This window comes from Shinella yambaruensis (assembly GCF_050859155.1).
Taxonomy (GTDB): Bacteria; Pseudomonadota; Alphaproteobacteria; order Rhizobiales; family Rhizobiaceae; genus Shinella; species Shinella yambaruensis.
In genome coordinates this window covers 472,501-491,314 of sequence record NZ_CP150638.1, presented here as the reverse complement: position 1 = coordinate 491,314, position 18,814 = coordinate 472,501, and the positions used below count along the sequence as shown (strand labels likewise).

General features: G+C 63.7%; 15 protein-coding genes, 1 tRNA gene and 2 rRNA genes (1 of these 18 cut by a window edge). 7 read left to right on the top strand and 11 right to left on the bottom strand.

Annotation, left to right across the window (positions count from 1 at the left end):
* Positions 1–31: 31 nt before the first annotated feature.
* The 8 genes from WMC41_RS02405 to WMC41_RS02370 all read right to left on the bottom strand — a co-directional run bounded on the left by WMC41_RS02405 (position 32) and on the right by WMC41_RS02370 (position 7,921).
* Positions 32–1,066, bottom strand: coding sequence for an aliphatic amidase (locus WMC41_RS02405; RefSeq protein WP_432346915.1), 1,035 nt, complete (start codon positions 1,064–1,066; stop codon positions 32–34).
* Between the two features lie 11 nt (positions 1,067–1,077).
* The gene (gene urtE, locus WMC41_RS02400) at positions 1,078–1,773 is read right to left on the bottom strand and encodes an urea ABC transporter ATP-binding subunit UrtE (protein ID WP_432346914.1); all 696 of its coding nucleotides are present in this window, start codon (positions 1,771–1,773) and stop codon (positions 1,078–1,080) included.
* Complete coding sequence (urtD, locus tag WMC41_RS02395; protein WP_272804477.1) at positions 1,766–2,530, bottom strand: urea ABC transporter ATP-binding protein UrtD; 765 nt, start codon at positions 2,528–2,530, stop codon at positions 1,766–1,768. The genes urtE and urtD overlap by 8 nt, the downstream gene beginning before the upstream one ends.
* Complete coding sequence (gene urtC / locus WMC41_RS02390) at positions 2,527–3,648, bottom strand: urea ABC transporter permease subunit UrtC (RefSeq protein ID WP_432346913.1); 1,122 nt, start codon at positions 3,646–3,648, stop codon at positions 2,527–2,529. The genes urtD and urtC overlap by 4 nt, the downstream gene beginning before the upstream one ends.
* Before the next feature lie 28 nt (positions 3,649–3,676).
* On the bottom strand, positions 3,677–4,546 hold the full coding sequence (gene urtB, locus WMC41_RS02385; RefSeq protein WP_432346912.1) for an urea ABC transporter permease subunit UrtB: 870 nt from the start codon (positions 4,544–4,546) through the stop codon (positions 3,677–3,679).
* A 64-nt stretch (positions 4,547–4,610) separates the two neighbouring features.
* Positions 4,611–5,858 (bottom strand): transporter substrate-binding protein, encoded by a 1,248-nt coding sequence (locus tag WMC41_RS02380; protein ID WP_244768088.1) that lies wholly within the window; start codon positions 5,856–5,858, stop codon positions 4,611–4,613.
* 281 nt (positions 5,859–6,139) lie between these two features.
* Positions 6,140–6,844, bottom strand: coding sequence for an ANTAR domain-containing response regulator (locus WMC41_RS02375; RefSeq protein ID WP_272804473.1), 705 nt, complete (start codon positions 6,842–6,844; stop codon positions 6,140–6,142).
* Complete coding sequence (locus tag WMC41_RS02370; RefSeq protein ID WP_432346911.1) at positions 6,845–7,921, bottom strand: transporter substrate-binding domain-containing protein; 1,077 nt, start codon at positions 7,919–7,921, stop codon at positions 6,845–6,847. It lies immediately after the preceding gene.
* 703 nt (positions 7,922–8,624) lie between these two features.
* Here WMC41_RS02370 and WMC41_RS02365 point away from each other — a divergent pair.
* From WMC41_RS02365 to WMC41_RS02335, 7 genes are all read left to right on the top strand, one after another.
* On the top strand, positions 8,625–10,154 hold the full coding sequence (locus tag WMC41_RS02365; protein WP_432348236.1) for an ABC transporter substrate-binding protein: 1,530 nt from the start codon (positions 8,625–8,627) through the stop codon (positions 10,152–10,154).
* Positions 10,155–10,222: 68 nt separating this feature from the next.
* Entirely contained in the window at positions 10,223–11,212 is a 990-nt protein-coding gene (locus WMC41_RS02360; protein ID WP_432346910.1) for an ABC transporter permease, read from the top strand.
* An 8-nt stretch (positions 11,213–11,220) separates the two neighbouring features.
* Positions 11,221–12,132: an ABC transporter permease gene (locus WMC41_RS02355; RefSeq protein ID WP_432346909.1), complete on the top strand. Its 912-nt coding sequence runs from the start codon at positions 11,221–11,223 to the stop codon at positions 12,130–12,132.
* Entirely contained in the window at positions 12,132–14,000 is a 1,869-nt protein-coding gene (locus WMC41_RS02350; protein ID WP_432346908.1) for a dipeptide ABC transporter ATP-binding protein, read from the top strand. Before WMC41_RS02355 ends, WMC41_RS02350 begins: the two co-directional genes overlap by 1 nt.
* Entirely contained in the window at positions 13,997–15,175 is a 1,179-nt protein-coding gene (locus WMC41_RS02345; protein WP_432346907.1) for an amidohydrolase, read from the top strand. The genes WMC41_RS02350 and WMC41_RS02345 overlap by 4 nt, the downstream gene beginning before the upstream one ends.
* Positions 15,176–15,191: 16 nt before the next feature.
* Complete coding sequence (locus tag WMC41_RS02340; RefSeq protein ID WP_432346906.1) at positions 15,192–15,950, top strand: SDR family NAD(P)-dependent oxidoreductase; 759 nt, start codon at positions 15,192–15,194, stop codon at positions 15,948–15,950.
* A 50-nt stretch (positions 15,951–16,000) separates the two neighbouring features.
* Positions 16,001–16,612: a cupin domain-containing protein gene (locus tag WMC41_RS02335; RefSeq protein ID WP_272804466.1), complete on the top strand. Its 612-nt coding sequence runs from the start codon at positions 16,001–16,003 to the stop codon at positions 16,610–16,612.
* 127 nt (positions 16,613–16,739) lie between these two features.
* Here WMC41_RS02335 and WMC41_RS02330 read toward each other — a convergent pair.
* The 3 genes from WMC41_RS02330 to WMC41_RS02320 all read right to left on the bottom strand — a co-directional run.
* Positions 16,740–16,816 (bottom strand) — tRNA-Met (locus WMC41_RS02330).
* Positions 16,817–16,916: 100 nt separating this feature from the next.
* Positions 16,917–17,031, bottom strand: a 5S ribosomal RNA gene (gene rrf, locus WMC41_RS02325).
* A gap of 334 nt (positions 17,032–17,365) precedes the next feature.
* Positions 17,366–18,814, bottom strand: a 23S ribosomal RNA gene (locus WMC41_RS02320) (it continues 1,434 nt past the right edge of the window).

Here is an 18,814-nt window from a genome sequence, read left to right as displayed (position 1 = left end):
CGGTTCCCAGGACCGGATGGCCCGGTTGGCATCAGCGATGGGCGGCCGCGTGCGGGATGCCGTCTATCGGGCATTCATCCGTGCCGACCGTGCCGCGGGTCATGGCCTCGACCATCTCGCGCGTCCCGTCCGGGTCGTTCACCCACCTGGCGTAGAAGTTGTAAGGGCAGGCCGCGACGCCGCGGTCGCCGTCGCCGGAATTGATCGTGCCGGTGTAGCCGCGGTGGAGGAGCTTGAAGAGATGGTTCTGCGACTGGCCGTTGCGGCGGGCGTCGCGGATGGCCGAGACGGAGAGCTGGGCATACTGGATGCCGTTCTCCTCCGTGCCGCATTCGCCGAGCGTGCGCCCGTCGAAGCCGATGATCGCGGAATGGCCGAAATAGGAATAGACGCCGTCGAAGCCGGCGGCATTGGCGACCGCGACATAGACATTGTTCGCCCAGGCCATCGACTTGGAGATCTGCACCTGCTGCTCCTTGGCCGGATACATGTAGCCCTGGCAGCGGATGATGAGCTCGGCGCCCCGCATCGCGCAGTCGCGCCAGATCTCCGGATAGTTGCCGTCGTCGCAGATGATGAGGCTGATCTTCAGGCCCTTCGGCCCCTCGGAGACATAGGTGCAGTCGCCGGGATACCAGCCCTCGATCGGCACCCAGGGCATGATCTTGCGGTATTTCTGGACGATCTCGCCCTTGTTGTTCATGAGGATGAGCGTGTTGTAGGGCGCCTTGTTCGGGTGCTCCTCGTGGCGCTCGCCGGTCAGCGAGAAGACGCCCCAGACATTGGCCTTGCGGCAGGCCTCGGCGAAGATCGCCGTCTCCTCGCCCGGTATCTGCGAGGCGGTCTCGTACATCTCCCTGGAATCGTACATGATCCCGTGGGTCGAATATTCCGGGAAGACGACCAGATCCATGCCCGGCAGGCCGATCTTCATGCCCTCGATCATGGCGGCGATCTTGCGGGCGTTCTCCAGCACTTCGGCCTTGGTGTGCAGCCGCGGCATCTTGTAGTTCACGACAGCAACGCCGACGGTATCTTTGCTGCTGCTGATGTCACCATGGTACATTTCAAGTCTCCTTAGACGACGAGGTGGCTCTGGATGAGCTCATCGCTGAGCGCGCCGATGTCGTCGGACAGGGCCACGCTCCCGCGATTGAGGATCGCGAAGCGGTGCGAGGCCCGCCGCGCGAATTTGATGTTCTGTTCGACGAGGATCACGGCGAGTCCGTGCTTGCGGTTGAGGTCGATCAGCACGTCCTCGATCTGCTCGACGATGTTGGGCTGGATGCCCTCCGTCGGCTCGTCGAGCAGCAGGATCTTCGGCTCCGACAGGAGCGCCCGCGCGATGGCGAGCTGCTGCTGCTGGCCGCCCGAGAGGTTGCCGCCGCGCCGGCCGAGGAATTCCTTGAGGATCGGGAAGAGATCGAAGATGTGGTCGGGGATCGTACGCGCCGGCTTCTCCGCGGCGAAGGTGCCGATGAGAAGGTTCTCGCGCACGGTGAAGCTCGGCAGAATGCCCCGCCCCTGCGGCACGTAGCCGAGCCCGGCACGTGCCCTCATGTGCGTGGGGAGCTGGTTGATCTCCGCCCCGTCGAGCCGGATCGAGCCGGCGCAGCGCGACATGAGGCCGAGGATGGTGCGCAGCAGCGTCGTCTTGCCGACGCCGTTGCGCCCGAGCACCGTCAGGAATTCCCCCTCCCGCACCGAGAGCGAGACGGACTGGAGTGCGCGGCTGCGGCCATAGAAGCCGTCGACATCGGAAAGCTCAAGCATGGCCGATGCCTCCCGAACCGAGATAGGCCTCGCGGACCTTCGCATCCTGCGAAACCTCGTCGGCGGTGCCCTGCGCCAGCAGCTTGCCCTGATGCATGACCGAGATGGTCTCGGCGATGTCGCGCACGAAGCCCATGTCATGCTCGACGACGACGAGCGTGTGCTTGCCGCGCAGCCGGTTGAAGAGCTCGGCGGTCATGTTGGTCTCGTGCGCCGTCATGCCGGCCGTCGGCTCGTCCATCAGGATGAGCGCAGGGTCCTGGGCGAGGATGAGGGCGATCTCCAGCCATTGCGTCTGGCCGTGCGAAAGCTGCGCTGCCTGGGTTTCGAGATGATCCTCCAGCCCGACGAGGACGGCGAGGCGTTCCAGCCGCTCGGTGTCCACCCCGCCGGAGAAGCGGAACAGGTTGCGCCAGACGCCCGGATCGCGCGAGCAGCCGATCTCCAGGTTTTCCCGGACGGTCAGTTCGCGAAAGACGCTCGGCACCTGGAACTTGCGGCCGATGCCGGTGCGTGCGATCCGGAATTCCTTGAGAACGTGGATCGGAGCGCCGCGGAAGGCGATTTCCCCGGATGTGATGCGGGACTTGCCGCAGATGAGGTCGAGCGTCGTGGACTTGCCGGCACCGTTCGGGCCGATCAGGCAGCGCAGCTCGCCCGACGCCACCTCGAAGTCGAGCCGGTCGACAGCAATGAAACCGGAAAAGGCCACGGTCACCTGTTTGAGCGCAAGGAGCTGTTCGCGTGCGGGCGTCATAGCGCACCTCCGAGATGGGGTTGGGATTTGGAGGTCTGCTCGGTGGCATGGCGGGCGCCGCCCTTGCGCTCCGCCTTAGGGAAGCGGCGCACGAGGGCGGCGCCCGCCAGCCCCTTCGGCATGAACAGCACGATGAGGACGAAGAGGCCGCCCATGACGAGGGTCCAGGTTTCGAGGAAGGCTTCGGTTTCCGACAGCGCGCCCTGCACGCCGGTGACGAGCACCGCGCCCAGCATGGCGCCGAGAAGGCTCTGCCGGCCGCCGACGGCGACCCAGATCACGATGGAAAGGCTGAGCGGCACGCCGAGGAAGGTCGGCGAGGCGAATTCCATGATGATCGTGTAGAGCATGCCCGCAAGGCCGGCGATGGCGGCCGAAAGCGCGAAGACGAAGGTCTTGTAGAGCGCCACGTCATAACCGAAGAAGCGCACCCGCTCCTCCTGGTCGCGCACCGCCTGCAGGATGAGGCCGGTCTTGCTGCGCGAAACGGCGAGCGCGAGGAACAGCGTAACCGTGAGGCAGATCGCGACGAGATAGTAGGTCGAGGCTGAGTAGGCGTCGAAGGTCAGGCCGAAAATCTCGAACCGCGCAAGATCGGTGACGCCGTTGAAGCCGCCGGTATAGCTCTGCTGGTCGATGATGATGAGGTTGACCACCACCATGGCGGCAAGCGTGATGATCGCCGCATAGACGCCGGCGATGCGCCCGCCGAACATGAACCAGCCGAGCAGCGCGGCGAAGAGCGCCGGGACGAGGATGCCGGCAAGGAGCGCAACGGGCATGGAATGGAACGGCACCCAGATCCAAGGCAGTTCCGTCACGTTGTTCCAGACCATGAAGTCGGGAAGGCCGTCGCTGCCGGTGTGGATCGGCACCGTCTTCAGCTTCAGGAACATGGCCATGCAGTAGGAGCCGAGGCCGAAGGTCGTCGCCTGGCCGAGATTGAGGATGCCGGCATAGCCCCAGGACAGGCTGAGCGCGATCGCCAGCATGCCGAAGATCAGGTAGCGGGCATATTTGTTCAGCAGGAAGGCGTCGTCGACCAGCACGGGCACGATGAGGATCGCCAGACAGACGGCGCCGTAGAGGAGGATTTGGCGGGAGACTTTTCCAGACAAGGACGGAACCTCTCGTTGACGCGGGCGGTCAGGCGCGCACACGCGGGGCGAACAAGCCCTGCGGCCGGAACCGGATGATGATGACGATGGCGACGAGAACGAGCGCCTTGGCGATCGTGTCGTTGCTGTAATAGGCAAGGAGCCCGGAGGTCTCGCCGAGCACGGCAGAGCTCGCGAGCGTGCCGACAAGGCTCTGCACGCCACCGAGCACGACAACCATGAAGGCGTCGACAACATAGGTCGTGCCCATCTCGGGCGAGACGCTCTTCAAGGGCGAGATCAGCGCGCCGGCGAGCCCCGCAATTCCGGCCCCGTAAGCAAAGGTCAGCCGGTAGGCCCTGGCGGAATTGATGCCGAAGCTCGACGCGATGGCGCGGTTCTGGGTGATCGCCCGAAGCTTCAGGCCGAAGGGCGTGTAGCGGTAGATGCACCAGGTCGCGAGGAAGAGGCCGAGCGCCACGGCGAGCACGAAGAGCCGGTAGGCCGAATCGGTCGCACCGAGGATATCGACGCTGCCGGAGAGCGACGGCGGCATCTGGACGTAGCGCAGCTCGCCGCCAGCCGTCAGGCGGACGATCTGCTGGGTCATCACGCCAAGGCCCCAGGTGGCAAGGATCGTGTCCAGCGGCCGGTCGTAGAGATGGCGGATGACGGCGACCTCGATCAGCCAGCCGAGCGCGGCGATCAGGAGGAAGATCACGGCAAGGCTCGCCAGCAGGCTCCAGCCAAGCTGGCTCTGCAGCAGCCAGGCGCAATAGGCGCCGAGCATCACGAACTCGCCGTGGGCAAGGTTGATGGCGCCGGTCACGCCATAGATGATCGCAAGCCCGAGGGCCACGAGAAGCAGGATCGACGACAGGCTGAGGCCTGTCAGGATTTGCGAAACGACGAAGTCCATATGCACCTTCTCCGCAGGTTGGGCCGGCGGCCGACCGACAGACGGCCGCCGGCTGCTTGGGGGATCAGACCTCCTTGAGGCCTTCGGCGGTGCACTTCTGGTTGGGATAGGCGCTGTAGGGATTGGGCTCCAGCCAGTCGGCGGACTGCGTCAGGATCTCGAACTGCCCGTCCGGCTTGCATTGCCCGATCTTCGGGCGCAGCCAGCAATGCAGGTTCTCCGGCTCCACCTTCACGAGCCCCTGCGGCGCCTTGTATTCCTCGCCCTTCACCGCCTCGCGGATGGCGAGCGGGCCGATGTCGCTCGCGGCAAGCTTGGCGACCGCCTGCTTGAAGAGGTGGATCTGGAAATAGGCGGATTCCGACACGAAATGCGTGACCTTGTCGCCGCCCCAGCGCGAGCGATAGGCCTCGACGAAACGCTGGTTCTCCGGGGAATCGAAGACCATGAAATAGGGTGCGGAGGTGAAGTGGCCGGCGGCGGCGTCACCGCCCATGGCCGCGACCTCGTTCTCCGAGGTGGTGAGGCTTGCCATCGGCATGGTCGCCGGATCGAGGCCGGCCGCACGATACTGCCGGTGCAGCGCCACGACGGAATCGCCGACCACCGTCGAGAAGATGACGTTGGGCTTTTCCGAGCGGAACTTGTTGATGACGGAGGAGAATTCCGAATGGCCGAGCGGCACGTATTCCTCGGCGATCACTTCCGCGCCGAGCCCTTCGAGCAGCTTCTTGCAGTAGTTGTTCTCTTCCTTCGGGTAGATGTAGTTCGAGCCGATCAGGTACCAGCGCTTGCCGAACTTCTCGACGAGCCAGGGGATGAAATCGTCCTGCTGCTGGTTCGGCACGGCGCCGGTATAGATGACGTTCTTGGAGCACTCGCGGCCCTCGTAGAGCGTCGGATACCAGAAGAGGTTCTCCTGCTTCTCGAAGACCGGCAGCACCGCCTTGCGGCTCGCCGAGGTATAGGAGCCGAAGACGGAAACACAGCGGTCGGAGAGCACCAGCTTGCGGGCCTTTTCGGCGAAGGTCGCCGGGTCCGATGCGGGGTCCTCCACGACCGGTGTGATCTTCAGGCCGTTGATGCCGCCATTGGCGTTGATCTCCTCGATCGCCATCAGCGTCGCCTTGTTCAGCGACTCCTCGATGATCGCCGTCGTGCCGGTCAGCGAGAAGAGCACGCCCACCTTGATCTCGCCGTCCTGTGCGAAGGCCAGCGAGGAATTCTTCGACCAGATATGGGGAAAGCCGACCAGCGACACCGCGCCTGCTGCGGCCCCAACTTTCAGAAATTCACGCCTGTTCTTGTTCACCCTCTGTCTCCATCAAAAAACAAAGGCCCCGAAGCGCTCCGCCGGTCCGGCAGATCGTTTCGGGGCCTCTTCGCCTCTGGATTTGTTTGCGGCGTCCTCGCCGCGGGGAATGTGCTCGGGCTGTCGGCGGGTCCGGATGCAACGCCACCAGCGTTGCTTCACCGGGCCTGCATCAGGCCATTCAGAAAAACAAAAAACCCCACGTTCCGCTCTTTGCGGACCCGCGGGGTTTCGTCACCCTTTATGTGCGCGGCGTCTTTGCCGCGGACAATTCCAAAACGCTAACTGAGAAGTTCGTGCGAGTCAATCACCGCCGCAGCGACGGCGCCGATGGTCACGCGCTTCTCCATCGCCTGCTTGCGCAGGAAGTTGTAGGCCTCCTCTTCGCTCAGGTTTTTCAAGCGGATGAGCAGCGCCTTCGCCCGCTCGACGAGGCGCATGGTGCGCAGGTTCTCGTCGAGCTTGTCGATCCGCCCGCGAAGGCGCCGCTCATATTGGAAATGCTCGCGGGCCATCATCAGCACCGACTGGATCATCCGGGCGGTTGCCGGATAATGCAGCATGCCATGCGCCGCGCAGTTGTGGACGAGCTTCAAATTGAGGGGCGCCTTGCCGTCATCCACCAGGATGAGCGCAGAGGAAGGCTCCCCCGGCACCCAGGGTATGCGCTGGGGAAGATCGTCCGACAGCAGGCAGAAGATCGCGTCGTATTGCAGGGGAATCTGCGCCGGCTTCGGCCAGATGTGCCGCACGGCGACGCGCTGCCGCTGCAATTCCCGGATCAGGAACTCGCCGTTGTCGTCACGCTCGACGATGACGGCGACGGTGAATTCGGCCGGCAGGCCCGCCTGCCGCGGGCGCTCCTCCGCGCTGGCGCGGCTTTCCGGCCGTTGCGTACCGATCCAGCGATCGTGCCCGTAGTCCGCCCTCGACATGTCCGGCATCTTCTCCTCCCGCGCGGGACGGCGCGTTTCTGTTCGCTGCATTCAGCAATTCTCCAGGCAACGGCCGTAGCCGATGAGATAGGGATCGGCCTTCACGCTGGCCTGTGACTGGAAGACGATGTCGAACTGGCCCTGCCGGTTCGCCCGGCCGATGCGCGTCCACACATCCGCATGGCCCCAGACGGGATTGATCGACACGCTTCCCTGCGGCGCCTCGAATTCCGCGCCCATGACGAAGGTGCGCAACTGCCTGGTGTCGAGAGAATTGGTCTCCTCCAGCGTGCGCGCGAAGAGATTCACCTGAAAATACGAGGCTTCGAGGCACATATTGGTCGGCTCGTCGTCGCCGTAGCGCTTCTGGTAGTGGCTGACGAAACTGCTGTTGCGCGCCGTCTCGATTCCCTGGAAGTAGGATGCGGCCGTATAATGCCCCTCCCCGACATCGTAGCCCATCGCCCGGATCTCCGCCTCGGTCGTGGTGAGGCTGGCGATCGGCACGGTCTTCGGATTGAGGCCGAGATCGTGATAGGCCTGATAGAGGAAGGTGGTGGATTCGCCCACGACCGTCGAAAAGATGACGTCCGGCTGCGCCTGCTTGATCTCGCGCACCAGCGGCACGAATTCGCTGCGGTCGGCCTCAAGGCGAAGATACCGCTCCCCAACGACCGTTCCGCCATTGTTGCGCACCAGCTCCCGCATCACGCGGTTGGATTCGCGCGGATAGACATAGTCCGACCCGACGAAGAAGAACCGGTTGCCGAACTGGCTCATCAGCGCCTTGCACAGCTGCACGGAATTCTGGTTCGGCGTCGCGCCCGTATAGATGACGTTCGGCGAGAACTCGAAGCCCTCGTAGAGCGTCGGATACCACAGAAGGCCATCCAGCCGCTCGACGACCGGCAGGACCGCCTTGCGGCTCGCCGAGGTGTAGCAGCCGAAGATCGTGCTGACACCATCCTCGACCATCAGGCGCTTGGCATATTGCCCGTAGGACCGGATTTCCGAGCCGGGATCGTAGACGATCGGCTCGATCGGGCGCCCGTTGACGCCGCCCCGGTCGTTGATTTCATCGATGGCGATCAGCGTGCCGCGCAGCTGGGTTTCCTCGATGACCGACATGAATCCGGTCTTCGAGAACAGGACCCCCACACGCCATGGCGCGGAGGTCCGCTGGTTTCGATTGAGAGCTCCCATTGTCTCGGTTCATCCCTGTATTTGATCCCCTTTTCTTGATCGGCCATCGCCGGTGAGGTCTTGTCGCCCCATGGCTTCAGCTTGCCGAAGTGCCGTCCGTCCGCGTTTCCCAGGATGCGCCTGTTTTCGTTCTCCCGCCAGAAAACAAAAAACCTCCCAGCCTCGGAACGATGCGAGGCACAGGAGGCGACATTGCGCTCAGAAGTCCGGCGGCAACCTTGCCGCCCGTCAACGGATTGACGTCCCGTTACGATAAGATCGAGAAATGCGGAATGTCAACATGCGGTTCTTCGCGCTTTTGTGCCGCCGCCATATCGCCTGCCTTTTCGACGCAACACGCCGCAAACCGCCGGAAATCGAGGGCGTGCCCGTCTCAGCGGATTTGCCGACCACGCTCCTCAAGCGAGAGGCGCGAAAGGAAATTACACCACCTTCACATTCAAGTCACTTGAATATAGTTGCGTTTAAGTTTACAAAACGCGTGGAAGCAAGCGGATCCAGAGAAATCCGCCTTCCTGGAGGGGCAGCATTTTTCATCGACATTTTCCGGCCGAGAGCCGGCGCCTCTCTGCGTGCCTTTTCGCCAACCAGAGGGAACCTGACCGTGACGATCAACCGACGTGAATTCATGAAGGCGACCGCCCTCGGCGTCGCCGCGCTTTCGCTACCGAGCCTTGCCAGCCGGGCCGCGGCCGCATCCGGCCCGCTCATCTTCGCGGCGGCAGGCACCGTGACCAGCAGCTGGGACCCGACCTCGCACACGGTCGCCCCGCAGATCACCGCCGAGGGCTTCCTCTTCGGCCACCTGACCAAATGCCCGATGAGCGAGGCCAATCCAGGCGAGATCCTGCCGGACCTTGCGACCGAATGGTCCGTCATCGACGAGCACACGCTGGAATACAAACTGCGCCAGGGCGTCACCTTCCATGACGGCAAGCCCTTCACCGCGGCGGACGTCAAGGCGACCTACGAATATGCCTCCAACCCCGACCGCCCGGCCTCGGCCTGGTATCCGGGGCGCGTGGACGTCGAAGTGATCGACGACCACACGGTGCGGCTGAACACCAGGCAATACGGCTATCCGGCGCTGAATTTCTGGTACGTTTCGAGCTTCCTGCCGATCCTGTCGGCCGCCGACGTCGCCAATCCCGATACGCTCAAGCAAAGGCCGAACGGAACGGGCCCGTTCAAATATGTCGAGACCGTCGGCGACCAGATCAAGTTCGCCGCCTTCGACGATTTCCATGAGGGCGAGCCCACCATCGAGGAGATCGTCTGGGCCTATGTGCCCGACGCCAACACCCGCGTGCTCGGCCTCCTCAACGGCCAGTATCACCTGACCGAGCGCCTGGAGCCGGAGCAGTATCTCTCTCTCCAGAAGGAGGCGAGCCTGAAGACGGACCGCTCGCTTTCCAGCGAGAACAAATATCTCCACTTCCGCTGCAACAAGCCGCCCTTCGACGATCCGCGCATCCGGCTGGCGGTCTGCCATGCCATCGACCGTTCCCAGGTCCTTGCCGTGGTCGGAGAGGCCGGACAGGCATCGAACTGCCACATCTCGCCGGTGAAGTTCGGCTTCACCGACGTGAAGGGCTATCCGGAATACGATCCGGAAAAGACACAGGCGCTTCTCGCCGAGGCCGGTTTCCCGAACGGTGAGGGCCTGCCGGAAATCGAGTACATCACCTCTGTCGGCTTCTATCCGAAGACCCGCGAATATGGCGAGCTCATCACCGCCATGCTGCAGGAACAGGGTTTCCCGGTGAAGCTCACCACCCTTGAGCCCGCCGCCTGGGAGGAACAGCTCTATCGCCGCGCCGACGGCCAGGGCCCCGGTCATATCATCGATGTCGGCTGGATCACCGGCTCGCCCGAACCCGACCTCGTGCTGCGGCCGAATTATCATTCCCAGTTCGCACTCATCAACGGCGTCAGCGACCCGCAGATCGACGCATCCCTCGACAAGGAACGCAGCGCCACCTCCACGGAGGAGCGCCTGAAGATATTGCAGGAAGAGACCCTGCCGCTCATCGCCGGGAAGGCGCCGAGCATCTCGCTCTTCTCCTCGGTCTTCCTGCGCGCGATGAGCGCCAGGCTCGACGGCGTCACGTTCTATCCGAACGGGCCGATCGATCTGTCGAAGGCGACACTGTCCTAGGCCGCCTGCGGGCGATGCGCCAGCACCGCATCGCCCGCTCCCGTTCCCGTATCGCCGGATTACCAAAGATGGCTTTTGCCCTGGAATTCTTCTTGCGGCGCATCAGTCAGGGTGTTCTCATCGTCCTGGCCGTCGCCTTCGTCATTTTCACGCTGCTGCGCATCGCGCCGGGCGATCCGATCCGCATCATCCTCGGGCCGATGGCGACGCCGAGCGCCATGGAGGAAACGGCCGAACGCCTCGGGCTGCGCGATCCCATCCCGATGCAGTTCCTGCGCTATCTCGGCGACATCGCCAGGGGCGACTTCGGCAATTCCTTCATCCGCGGCAAGCAGGGCGGCACCACGGGCGGCTCCCAGGACGCCGCCGGCTCGCCGCCCGTCGAGCGGGCCGCCGTCATCGAGCTGATCGCCAGGGCCCTGCCCTATACGCTGCTGCTCGCCGCCTGCGGCTTCCTGCTCGCCTGTCTCGTCTCGATACCGCTCGGCATCCTGGCCGGGGTGAGGAACAGCGGCTGGCCCCAGAAGGTCGCCCTCTACCTTTCCTCCTTCCTCGTCTCGCTGCCCAATGTCTGGGTCGGCATCGTGCTGATCTACCTGCTTTCGGCGCGCACCGGCTGGCTGCCCGCCATCGGCTACCAGCATATCGGCTATGTCATCATCCCGGCGATCGTCGTCGCGGTGGAACTCGCGCCGGTGATGATCCGCTCGATCTCTGTGGCGGTCGCGACCAATGTGCAGGACCCGTTCTACGAGATCGGCCAGGTGCGCGGCCTCAGCGCGCGGATCATGCTGTTCCACCATGTGCTGCGCAACGCGGCCGTACCGCTGCTCAACAGCTTCGGCGCGCAGATGATCGGCATGCTGCTCGGCGGGCTCTTCGTCGTCGAATACATCTTCAGCTTCCCCGGCATCGGGCTCCTGACCATCAATGCGGTCTTCCAGCGCGACTTCCCCGTGATCCAGACCGTCGCGATCTTCGCCAGCACCGTGCTCGTCTTCATCAACATCGCCGTCGACTTCGCCTCGACGACGATCGACCGGCGCCTGAAGTTCTGAGGGGTATCATGGCCGTTCTATCCTCCATCCCGCAGTCCTCCGCCCCGGCCCGGGGCCAGAGCGTCAATGCCCGCATCCTGCGCCTTGCCTGGCGCTCCTCCGAGATGAAGGTGGCGAGCCTGCTCTTCCTTGCGCTCTGCCTGCTGACGCTGCTCGGGCCCTTCGTCATCGACGCCTCCGCCACGAAGATCTCCGTCGCCGACAAGTTCCTGCCCCCCGTCTTCATGGAGGGCGGCAGGCTCCCCTATTTCCTCGGTACCGACCAGCTCGGCCGCGACCTCCTGCTGCGCTCGCTGGTCGGGCTGCGCAACGCCTTCCTGATCGGCGTCGTCAGCGTCATGCTGATGTTCGTGCTCGGCTGCGCCATCGGCATCTTCTCCGGCTATCGCGGCGGCTGGACGGATGTCGTCCTGATGCGCATCACCGATATCCAGATGTCCATTCCGGTCATCATCCTCGCCATCACCATTCTCGGCATGTCCCGGCCGAACCCGTTCACCATCGTCGCGGTGCTCGTGCTCTCCGGCTGGCCGATCTATGCCCGAGTCGCGCGCAGCGTGACGCTCGCCGAGCGGCAGAAGGAATATGTACGCGCCGCGCGCATCATCGGCGCGTCGGACCTTCGCATCATGGTCCGCCATATCGCACCGTCCATCCTGCCGCCCATTGCCTTCGTCGCGGTCCTCGACGTGGCGCGCATGATGATCTTCGAGGCGATCTTCGGCTTCATCGGCATCGGCATCCAGCCGCCGACGCCGACCTTCGGCACCATCATCTCGGGCGGCACGCAATATCTGCTGAATGCCTGGTGGATCACCATCGTCCCCGGCTGCCTGCTCGCACTTTCGCTGGGCAGCCTCAACCTCATGGGCGGCGTTCTGGAGAGAAGCCGGAACCTCGTCCTGCAGGGAGCGGCATGATGGCGGCGGAACCTCTCCTGAACGTCGAAAACCTCAGCATCTGCCTCGGTTCGGCCGGTACAGCACGCCCCCTCATCTCGAACGTCACCTTCGCGGTGAAGCCGAAATCCGTCCTCGGCATCATCGGCGAAAGCGGCGCGGGCAAGACGCTTCTGTCGCGCGCCCTGGTGAACTGGGTGCGCCCGCCGCTTGTGATCACCGCCGGCAGGGTGATCTATCGGGACCGCGACCTCCTCGCCCTGCCGGAGACGGACATGGCGCGCCTGCGCGGCCGCGAGATCGCCTATATCGGCGCCAATCCGACGACGGCGCTCGACCCGACCGTGCCGGTGGGCCATCAGATCGAGGAGAAGCTGCGGACCATCGAGCCCGGCCTTTCCCGCCAGGCGGCGAGGACGCGCGTCGTCGACCTGCTCGATGCCGTGCGCATCCCCTCCGCCCGCGCGCGCTTCGACGAATATCCCTTCCAGTTCTCCGGCGGCATGATGCAGCGGGCGATGATCGTCGATGCGCTGATCTCCAACCCGAAGCTGCTGGTCGCCGACAACATCACCCAGCCGCTGGACGTGACCGTCGCCGCGCAGATCCTGCGGCTGCTGCGCGACCTGCAACGGGATTTCGGCACCTCCATCGTCTTCGTCTCCTCCTCCTTCGGCACCATCGTCGACATCGCCGACGAGGTCGTCGTCCTCGACAAGGGGAGCATCGTGGAGGCGCAGGATACCGGCAGGATCCAGAGGAACCCGGTTCACCCCTATACGAAGGATCTCCTCGCCAAGGTTCCCCGCCTCTGGCACGGCGTCGGCAGCCTACCCGAGGCCAATGCCGAACCCGTCGTCCTCAGCGTGCGCGATGTCGCCAAGACCTATGCGGTGAAGGATCGCACGTCGCTGTTCCGCAAGAACCGGGTACAGGCGGTCCGGGGCGTCTCCTTCGAAGTCCGGCGCGGCGAGAGCCTCGGGCTCATCGGCGAATCCGGCTGCGGAAAATCCACCCTGTCGCGCCTGCTCTCCTCGCTGGAACCGCCGGATCATGGCGCGATCGAGGTGAACGGCGTCGACGTCGCCACCCTGCGCGGCGCGGCCCTGCTTTCGATGCGGCGGCGGTTCCAGCTCCTTCTGCAGGATCCCTACACGTCCATCCCGTCGCATGTTTCGATCGGTGCGACGATCGCCGAGCCCCTGCGCATCCACCGGCTGGCCTCGGGACGCGGACTGCGGGAACGGGTCTGCGGCGTGATGCAGGACGTCGGCCTGTCGCCCGATCTCTATGACGCCCTGCCCGTCGGCCTCAGCGCCGGCCAGCGGCAGCGCGTCAACATCGCCCGGGCGATGGTTCTCGAACCGAGCGTGCTGATCCTCGACGAGACGCTGTCCGCGCTCGACCAGGTCGAGCAGGCCAGGCTTCTCGACCTGTTCGACAGCCTTCAGCGCAAGCACGGCATCACCTATCTCTACATCTCGCACGACCTTGCCATGGTGCGGCGGGCCTGCGCCCGCATCGCGGTGATGTATCTCGGCAAGATCGTCGAGATCGGCGACAACGAGACGATCTTCGGCGAGCCCGCCCATCCCTACACGCGCACGCTTCTGAGTTCGGTGAGCACGGTGGAGGAAAAGCCCTTCCTGCCGAAGGACTACCTGCTCGAAGGCGAGCCGCCTGACCCGATCCACATTCCCGAAGGCTGCTCCTTCCGCAGCCGCTGCCCCTTCGTCATCGAGACCTGTCGAAACGTCGAGCCGCCGCTGTCACCCCGGGCGGGCGGAAGCGCGGCCGCATGCCATCTCGGCCTCGACCGCCTGCCGACCCCCTCGATCGCGGCGGCGGCGCGCGACGGATCCGACCTGAAACGAATGGACAGCCTATGACCTCCTCCCTCGAACGGGCGTCGGCATTCTTCGGCGAGCGCGCGGCCGCCCACCGCGCCTGGCGGCATCATCTCCACCGGAACCCCGAAACCGCCTTCGAGGAGCGCGAGACGGCGGCCTTCCTGGCGGCCCGTCTCGACGAGATGGGCCTGCCGGTCAGGCAGGGCCTTGCCGGAACCGGTCTGGTGGCGAGCCTGCGGGGAAAGAGGGCGGGACCAAGCATCGGCTTTCGCGCGGACATGGACGCCCTGCCGCTGAACGAGCAATCGTCCCTGCCCTACCGCTCCGCCCGACCCGGTGCCACCCATGCCTGCGGGCACGACGGGCATATGGCCATGCTGCTCGCCGCGGCCGACTATCTCTCCCGGCAGGAGGATCTGGCGGGCACGCTGCATTTCATCTTCCAGCCGGCCGAGGAGGCGGCCGGCGGCGGCAGGGTCATGGTCGAGGACGGGCTTTTCGACCATGCGCAATGCGACCTCGTCTTCGGCCTGCACAACTGGCCCTCCCTCGAAACGGGCAGGATCGCGGTGCAGCCGGGGCCGATGATGGCGGCCATGGACCTCTTCACGATCACGGTCAGCGGCAACGGCGTGCATGCGGCCCTGCCGCATCTCGGCACTGACACGATCGTGGCGGCGGGCGCTCTGACGCAGGCGCTGCAGGCCATCGTCAGCCGCGCCATCGATCCGCACCAGCAACTCGTGCTCTCGATCACCCAAATCCACGGCGGTCATTCCCTGAACGCGCTGCCCGACAGCGTCACGCTGCGCGGAACCCTGCGCTACTTCGATCCCGGCGTCGCCCGGACGGCGCACCGCCGGATGCACGAGATCGTCGAGGGCATCGCCCGGACCCATGCCGTCGCGATCGCCCTGGACCTCACGTCGCAATATCCCGTCACGACGAACGATCCGGACGCCGCCGGCATCATGTTGCGCGCCGCGGAACTCTCGCCCGCCGGCGGGGCGCCGGTCACGCAATTTCCGCCGAGCATGGCTTCGGAAGACTTCGCCTTCATGCTCGCCGCGCGCAAGGGAGCCTATGCCTGGATCGGCAACGGCCGCCCAACGGCGCTGCACAGCCCGGACTTCGACTTCAACGACGAGATCCTGCCGCTCGGTGCGCACTATTGGGTCGCGCTTGCGCAGGCCTGCCAATCGCAAACGACCTGACCAGAGGAGAAGAGACATGAGACTTGCAGGCAAGAAAGCCTTGATGATCGGCGCCGCCACCGGCATCGGAAGAGCCGCGGCCATTCAGTTCGCCGACAACGACGCGGACATCGTCATCGCCGACATCAACCGGCCGGCGGCCGAGGAAACGGTCGCAAGCCTCGCGAAAACGGGCCGCCACGCCTCGGCCATCGCCTGCGACGTCCGCGAGGAGGCGAGCGTGCGCGATGCCGTCGCGGCGGCCGAAAGCCGGATGAACGGGATCGATACGCTCGTTTTTTTCGCCGGGCTGCAGAGGCTCGGCCATGCCGAGCAGTTCTCCGCCGCCGACTGGGACGTGGTGTTCGACGTCAATGCCCGCGGCACGTTCCTCGCGACGAAATATGCCGCCCCCGTCATCCGCAAGGCCGGCGGCGGCAGCATCATCACCACCTCTTCGCTGGCGGGCCTTCGCGGCGCACCGGGCATGACGGGCTATGCTGCCGCCAAGGGCGCGGTCATTGCCTATACCGTGGCGCTCGCGCAGGAGCTGGCGCCGGACAATATCCGCGTGAACTCCGTCCTGCCCGGCTGGATCGACACGCCGTTCAACAACCCGGCCATCGCCCTCATGGGCGGTGTCGAGGCGCATGGCGAGGTCGTCAAGCGCATCGTACCGCTCGGCCGACAGGGCACGCCGGACGAGGTGGCGCCGATTTATGTGTTTCTGGCATCGGAGGAATCCCGCTATATCACTGCAAAGCAGATGATGGTCGATGGCGGCATGGCCCATTGAATTTCAACGACACGCCGCCCAGCACGATCAGCGGCCGAGAAGGAACCGGAATGAAGCGGGAGAAGAGGCAGGGCTCTCAGCGCGACAGCCTCAGCGACACCAAGAAGAGCCTCGGCGTCCGGCTGCGGCTCGCACGGCAGATGAAGGGCCTGACGCTGAAGGAACTCGCCGAAAGCAGCGAATGCTCGCAGAGCCTGCTGTCGAAGGTGGAAAACGGCAAGGTCCTGCCCTCCCTCCCGATGATCCATCGCGTCGTGCAGGTGCTCGAAACCAACATCGGCTGGCTCTTCGACGAGCCGGCCGACAACGAATCCGTCATTTTCCGCAAGGGCACGCGTCCGTTCATCACCCTCGACAGGCACAAGGGCACCTCGCGTGGCCTCATGCTCGAACGCATCATTCCCTATAAGGACGGTCATCTCCTTCAATGCAACATCCACCACCTGGAAGTGGGCGGGCAGAGCGGGGAGACCATCACGCACGAGGGCGAGGAGGTCGGCTATGTCCTCACCGGCGTCGTCGAACTGACCCTCAACGGCGACACCTTCCGCCTCGAAGCCGGCGACGGTTTCTGCTTCCGCTCGAGCATTCCGCATTCCTACCGCAATATAGGCAATGACGCAGCGAGCATCCTATGGGTATGCACCCCACCCACGTTTTGAAGCTCTTCGCGCAAGAATATGCAATGTTTTGGGATGTTCGGGGTGGGAGGAAGCGTTGTCGGGTTACGGCGAGGCGGCACAGCCCAGAAACGCAAAAAGCCCCACGGAGGGGGCTCTTTGGGATCGTTGGTTGCGGGGGCAGGATTTGAACCTGCGGCCTTCAGGTTATGAGCCTGACGAGCTACCGGGCTGCTCCACCCCGCGATATTCCGGTATTTCAAGAAGTGGGGTTTCCGCTTTTGCGGTCCTTGTCGGTTTTGGCCGATTTTGTTCCGAGAAGATTGTTTCACATTGCCTTTAGCAGACCTGGCAGCGACCTACTCTCCCGCGTCTTGAGACGAAGTACCATTGGCGCTGGGGCGTTTCACGGCCGTGTTCGGAATGGGAACGGGTGCGGCCACCCCGCCATGACCACCAGGTCGGCTAAGGGCAATGTTGATGCCTTCGGCATGAACATCGTTCCTGTCTTGCTTTGGCAAACCTTTCCTGTTCGCTCGTCGCTCACAGGGGTGCCAAAGCGGCCATACGGGAACGTATGCGCATGCTTCGTGCATGTTTTGAGAAGCTGGTAAAGGCAATGCCTTCTTTGTTTTGAACACGTCTTTGAACCTTTTCGCGTTGGCGATCCAACAGCCGGCAGAGCCGAGCCGCCGGTCGTCCGGCGCGCCGTCCGCAGGGCAGCGATCGAAGATCGCGATGCGCCCGTGAGGACAAAAGGTCTTTGCTCATCTTCGATGAGCATATTCAATGAGAACGATCAAGCCAATCGAGCGATTAGTACCGGTAAGCTTCACACATTGCTGCGCTTCCACACCCGGCCTATCAACGTGGTCGTCTTCCACGGCTCTCAAGGGAATACTCGTTTTCAGGTGGGTTTCCCGCTTAGATGCCTTCAGCGGTTATCCCTTCCATATATAGCTACCCTGCTATGCCCTTGGCAGGACAACAGGTCCACCAGAGATATGTCCATCCCGGTCCTCTCGTACTAGGGACAGATCCTGTCAATATTCCTACACCCACGGCAGATAGGGACCGAACTGTCTCACGACGTTCTGAACCCAGCTCACGTACCGCTTTAATTGGCGAACAGCCAAACCCTTGGGACCTGCTCCAGCCCCAGGATGCGATGAGCCGACATCGAGGTGCCAAACAACCCCGTCGATATGGACTCTTGGGGGTCATCAGCCTGTTATCCCCGGCGTACCTTTTATCCGTTGAGCGATGGCCCTTCCACGCGGGACCACCGGATCACTATGACCGACTTTCGTCTCTGCTCGACTTGTCAGTCTCGCAGTCAGGCGGGCTTATGCCATTGCACTCGACGACCGATTTCCGACCGGTCTGAGCCCACCATCGCGCGCCTCCGTTACTCTTTCGGAGGCGACCGCCCCAGTCAAACTACCCACCATACACTGTCCCGGACCCGGATGACGGGCCGCGGTTAGACATCCATGACGATAAGGGTGGTATTTCAAGGATGGCTCCACGGAAACTGGCGTCCCCGCTTCAAAGCCTACCACCTATCCTACACATGCCGACACGAATGCCAGTGTAAAGCTATAGTAAAGGTGCACGGGGTCTTTCCGTCTAACCGCAGGAACCCCGCATCTTCACGGGGAATTCAATTTCACTGAGTCTCTGCTGGAGACAGCGGGGAAGTCGTTACGCCATTCGTGCAGGTCGGAACTTACCCGACAAGGAATTTCGCTACCTTAGGACCGTTATAGTTACGGCCGCCGTTTACTGGGGCTTCGATTCAAAGCTTGCACCTCTCCTCTTAACCTTCCAGCACCGGGCAGGCGTCAGACCCTATACGTCGTCTTGCGACTTCGCAGAGCCCTGTGTTTTTGATAAACAGTCGCTACCCCCTGGTCTGTGCCACCCCATCACACTTGCGTGCAAAAGGGTCACGCTTCTTCCGAAGTTACGCGTGCAATTTGCCGAGTTCCTTCAGCAGAGTTCTCTCAAGCGCCTTGGTATTCTCTACCTGACCACCTGTGTCGGTTTCGGGTACGGTCTATACGGTGGAGCTGTTTCCTGGAACCGCTTCCCTGCAAGGATAATCCAATAAACCCTTACAAGTTACGCAATCCGTCACTACCACCAGGCCCACGAATATTAACGTGGTTCCCATCGACTACGCGTGTCCGCCTCGTCTTAGGGGCCGGCTAACCCTGCTCAGATTAACTTTAAGCAGGAACC

Excerpts from the sequence above, each read along its gene's own strand:
- WMC41_RS02405 (WP_432346915.1), bottom strand. The coding sequence starts at position 1,066 with ATGTACCATGGTGACATCAGCAGCAGCAAAGATACCGTCGGCGTTGCT.
- urtE (WP_432346914.1), bottom strand. The coding sequence starts at position 1,773 with ATGCTTGAGCTTTCCGATGTCGACGGCTTCTATGGCCGCAGCCGCGCA.
- urtD (WP_272804477.1), bottom strand. The coding sequence starts at position 2,530 with ATGACGCCCGCACGCGAACAGCTCCTTGCGCTCAAACAGGTGACCGTG.
- urtB (WP_432346912.1), bottom strand. The coding sequence starts at position 4,546 with ATGGACTTCGTCGTTTCGCAAATCCTGACAGGCCTCAGCCTGTCGTCG.
- WMC41_RS02375 (WP_272804473.1), bottom strand. The coding sequence starts at position 6,844 with ATGCAGCGAACAGAAACGCGCCGTCCCGCGCGGGAGGAGAAGATGCCG.
- WMC41_RS02370 (WP_432346911.1), bottom strand. The coding sequence starts at position 7,921 with ATGTCGGTCATCGAGGAAACCCAGCTGCGCGGCACGCTGATCGCCATC.
- WMC41_RS02365 (WP_432348236.1), top strand. The coding sequence starts at position 8,625 with ATGAAGGCGACCGCCCTCGGCGTCGCCGCGCTTTCGCTACCGAGCCTT.
- WMC41_RS02360 (WP_432346910.1), top strand. The coding sequence starts at position 10,223 with ATGGCTTTTGCCCTGGAATTCTTCTTGCGGCGCATCAGTCAGGGTGTT.
- WMC41_RS02355 (WP_432346909.1), top strand. The coding sequence starts at position 11,221 with ATGGCCGTTCTATCCTCCATCCCGCAGTCCTCCGCCCCGGCCCGGGGC.
- WMC41_RS02350 (WP_432346908.1), top strand. The coding sequence starts at position 12,132 with ATGGCGGCGGAACCTCTCCTGAACGTCGAAAACCTCAGCATCTGCCTC.
- WMC41_RS02345 (WP_432346907.1), top strand. The coding sequence starts at position 13,997 with ATGACCTCCTCCCTCGAACGGGCGTCGGCATTCTTCGGCGAGCGCGCG.
- WMC41_RS02340 (WP_432346906.1), top strand. The coding sequence starts at position 15,192 with ATGAGACTTGCAGGCAAGAAAGCCTTGATGATCGGCGCCGCCACCGGC.
- WMC41_RS02335 (WP_272804466.1), top strand. The coding sequence starts at position 16,001 with ATGAAGCGGGAGAAGAGGCAGGGCTCTCAGCGCGACAGCCTCAGCGAC.